The 939-nt window shown below is 62.6% G+C and carries 1 protein-coding gene; it reads right to left on the reverse strand.

Translation table 11 applies throughout. The annotated features are described in order from the left end of the window. Positions 1-26: 26 nt before the first annotated feature. A partial coding sequence (locus tag ACE04F_RS08080; protein ID WP_486105713.1) for a hypothetical protein occupies positions 27-939 on the reverse strand: 913 nt, incomplete at its 5' end.

Genomic DNA, 939 nt, shown 5'->3' on the forward strand with positions numbered 1-939 from the left:
CCCTCACCACAGGGTGCACTCCAGAGTCAGCTCGCGCTCGGGTCCGCCACCAACCGCCCGCCATCCTTGGTCAGGGCCTTGATGAATTCGGCCTGCAGTTCCGGATCGTTGCGGGTCAGTTCGATCAGGCTCTGTTCGAGTTCGCTGGCCTCTTCTTCAAGCCCCAGCTCCGAGAGACGCTTGACCCGATGCACCCACTGGCTCACTTCGTCGTCTTCCAGGTCGTCGTAGATCAAGGCGTGGGCTTCGACCAGTTTGCTGCGCAACGTACTGCTGACGCTCAGGGATGAGTCGGTGTGCACCTCGTCCTGGGCGTCCGTCACGCTGATCTGCAGTTTGCCGAACTGGCTCAGGTCATGCTCGGCGAACGGGCTTTCCAGCAGGTTCAAGCGCAACACGCCGTTACGGTCGGTGCTCAGCTCGAATGTCTGCCGGGCGGCTTTCACCTGTACCGGGCGTTCGCTCCAGGGCAGGCTCGAATGTTCCGTGCGCTTGTCGCGCTGGACTTCATCGATACCTGCCAGGTTCTGCTGGGCACGGCCATTGGAAGGCACGTTCATGAATGGATTGAGTCCGGCAAAACCGTAGCTGATCCAGTCGCGGGTCGCACTGTCCGGCAAGCTGCCGAGGGCGAACACATTGACCACGTTCGCGCCGACGCCGGCCACCACCGCCACCGCGCCCAGCGGGATCTCGTAGACCTCCCGCCAAGGCTGGTACGGCGTGTAGCGATCGTAATGGCGGGTGACCTCGAACTCGGTGACCTCGAAAGTCTTCTGCTCGTTGATCCGCACCCGACGCTGCGGCAGGTCGAGCACCTTGGGTTCGCCCACATCGATCTGCAGGCTATGGTCGAGCAATTTGCGCTCGATCCGTTCTTCGTGCTCGTTGCGTTGCGACATCTGGTTGGCGCAGCCGCTGACCAGCAGGGGGGCGCAC

Source organism: Pseudomonas sp. AGC41, from assembly GCF_057334555.1.